This is a genomic window from Allorhizocola rhizosphaerae (assembly GCF_003426775.1).
Lineage (GTDB): Bacteria > Actinomycetota > Actinomycetes > Mycobacteriales > Micromonosporaceae > Allorhizocola > Allorhizocola rhizosphaerae.
This window is the reverse complement of the sequence record NZ_QJUG01000451.1, coordinates 1-2152: the sequence shown is the minus strand read 5'-3', so window position 1 is coordinate 2152 and position 2152 is coordinate 1. Positions and strand designations below refer to the sequence as shown.

Genomic DNA, 2152 nt, shown 5'->3' with positions numbered 1-2152 from the left:
CGAGGCGTCGGCCGGGGTCTTGTCTGCTTCGGACATCGTGGTCTTCTTCTCCTGTGCGGCGGGGGTGGCGGCCTGGCTCTTGGCGGGCGGGGCCTCGCGGACGACCTTGAACTCCGGCGTGGGCGGGGCGGGCGGGGCCGGCTCGGCCGCCTTCTTCACCGCGCCGCGTGGCGCCATGGCCAGGTCGGACGGCGGGAACGGCAGCACGTCGGCGCCGAACTTGACCAGGATCCAGTCGTCGTGCTTCTTCGGGTCTTCCAGCTGCACCACGTGGCCCACCTGCCCGGCGATCTGGCCGGCGGCCTCGGTGAACATGACCCGCGGCCGCTTGCCGGCGGAGACCAGCTCGCGGATCTGCGCCAGCTCCTTGGTGGACAGTCCCATCGCTCCAGGCCCTCCTTCCGTTTGTGATCTCGCTATTGATACACACGTTCTACCAGAAGGGTCCGACAACATGCCTGCCGACACCCGACAATGCAGCGTATGACGAGTGTGACGATAGTGACCGGCGGCTCCCGGGGCATCGGCGCGGCCACCTGCCGGCTGCTGGCCAAGGCGGGCCACCGGGTGGCCGTGGGCTACCGCAGCGACCACGCCGCGGCCCGGGCCGTCGTGGCCGGGCTGGAGACCGAGTCGATCGCCGTGCGGGTGGACACGACCGACTCGGCGTCGGTGCGCGACCTGTTCGACACGGCCGAGCGGGAGCTGGGCCGGATCACCGGGCTGGTCAACAACGCGGGCGTGGGCAGCCCGGCCGGCCCGTTCACCGAACTGTCCGAACAGGACCTGCGCCACGTGGTGGACGTGAACCTCATCGGCTATGTGCTGTGCGCGCAGCAGGCCGCCCGCCGCGGCGTCGCGGCCATCGTCAACGTGTCGTCGGCCGCCGCGACCCTGGGCAGCCCCAACGAATACGTGCATTACGCGGCGACCAAGGCCGCGACCGACACCCTGACCGTCGGGCTGGCCAGGGAGCTGGGCCCGCGCGGCATCCGGGTCAACACCGTGTCGCCTGGCATCATCCACACCGGGTTCCACGCCGGGATCGGCGACCCGGACCGGCCCAACCGGCTGGCGTCGCGTTCCCCGATGGGCCGGTCCGGCCGGCCCGAAGAGGTCGCGGCCGCGATCGTGTGGCTGCTCGGCGATGAGGCGTCCTATGTCAACGGCGCCAACCTGCGCGTGTCAGGAGGCCTGTAACCGGTGCCCGATCCGGACGGCCAGCTGGGCGCAGCCCAGCTCGGCGAAGTCGTCGCGGGTGAACGGCAGCTCGGCCGGGTCGTCGACCGGCTCGGCGACCAGGCCCGCCCCCGCGGCGGCCAGCATCACCGCCGACAGGGTCTCCCCCGCGCACAGCCACGACAGCGGGCCGTCCTCGCTGGTGAGGATCACGCCCAGGCGGATGCCCTGGGCCGGCAGCAGGTCCGGTTCGTGCACGGCGGTGCGCCCGCCGGCCCCCGCCCGCCGGACGCTGTCGGATCCGAGCACGTGCAGCCGGGTACCGTGCAAAGACGCCGCGTCGGCCAGCATCCGCAGATGACCGACCTCGACCGTGGCCGCCGGGTCGCATCGGGCGGCCACGCCGAACGAGCCGATGCCGGCGTAGGCGTTGAGGTCTTCCTGCCGCACCTGCCGCGGCGGCCCGACGCGCACCTCGGCCAGCAGGTCGGCGTCGTCCGGGTCGGCCGGCCGCTGCACCCGCGGCTCGAACCCGCTGGCCGCGATCGCCGTGCAGGCATGGTGCAGGGTGATGCCGCAGCTGATGACGACGAACCGCCCGCCGGGCGGGACCGCGTACAGCCGCAGCACGTCGTCGTCGAGCCGCCAGCGCCACGGCCGGGTCCCCAGGATGCTCGGGGCGTTGGACGCGTGTGCGGCGGCCGAGCGCAGGATCTGCTCCACGTCTGGCGTATTCATGTCCTTCACCAGGCTAACCGAGTCAGCCGTGACATGACTCACGCTTTTCGTGCCAAAACCAGGGTCGTGCGCACGTCCAATCGCACCAGCCCGCCGCCGACGATGTCGACAATGGACTGTCCGACCCGTTCCCGCACGTCGGGTGCGCTGTCAAGGAACGGCGAGAACGTCTCGACCAGCCGGGGCCGCCGCGTCGAAGGCGGCCGGCGCCGCGTCGAAGGCGGCCGGCGCCGCG

The 2152-nt window shown here is 72.4% G+C and carries 3 protein-coding genes and 1 pseudogene; 1 reads left to right on the top strand and 3 read right to left on the bottom strand.

What is annotated here, in order from left to right:
• A pseudogene (locus DM816_RS41660) lies at positions 1-384 on the bottom strand (hypothetical protein); the annotation flags it as partial.
• A 99-nt stretch (positions 385-483) separates the two neighbouring features.
• On the opposite strand from DM816_RS41660, the gene DM816_RS41655 reads away from it, so the two are divergent.
• Positions 484-1200 carry an SDR family NAD(P)-dependent oxidoreductase gene (locus DM816_RS41655; protein ID WP_117215912.1) on the top strand — a complete coding sequence of 239 codons (717 nt, stop codon included), beginning with the start codon at positions 484-486 and terminating at the stop codon, positions 1198-1200.
• On the opposite strand, the gene DM816_RS41650 is transcribed toward DM816_RS41655, so the two are convergent.
• Together DM816_RS41650 and DM816_RS41645 are read right to left on the bottom strand one after the other, a co-directional pair.
• Positions 1186-1917 carry a nitroreductase family protein gene (locus DM816_RS41650; RefSeq protein WP_162908427.1) on the bottom strand — a complete coding sequence of 244 codons (732 nt, stop codon included), beginning with the start codon at positions 1915-1917 and terminating at the stop codon, positions 1186-1188. The genes DM816_RS41655 and DM816_RS41650 overlap by 15 nt on opposite strands.
• Positions 1918-1955: 38 nt before the next feature.
• A partial coding sequence (locus DM816_RS41645; RefSeq protein WP_162908426.1) for a hypothetical protein occupies positions 1956-2152 on the bottom strand: 197 nt, incomplete at its 5' end.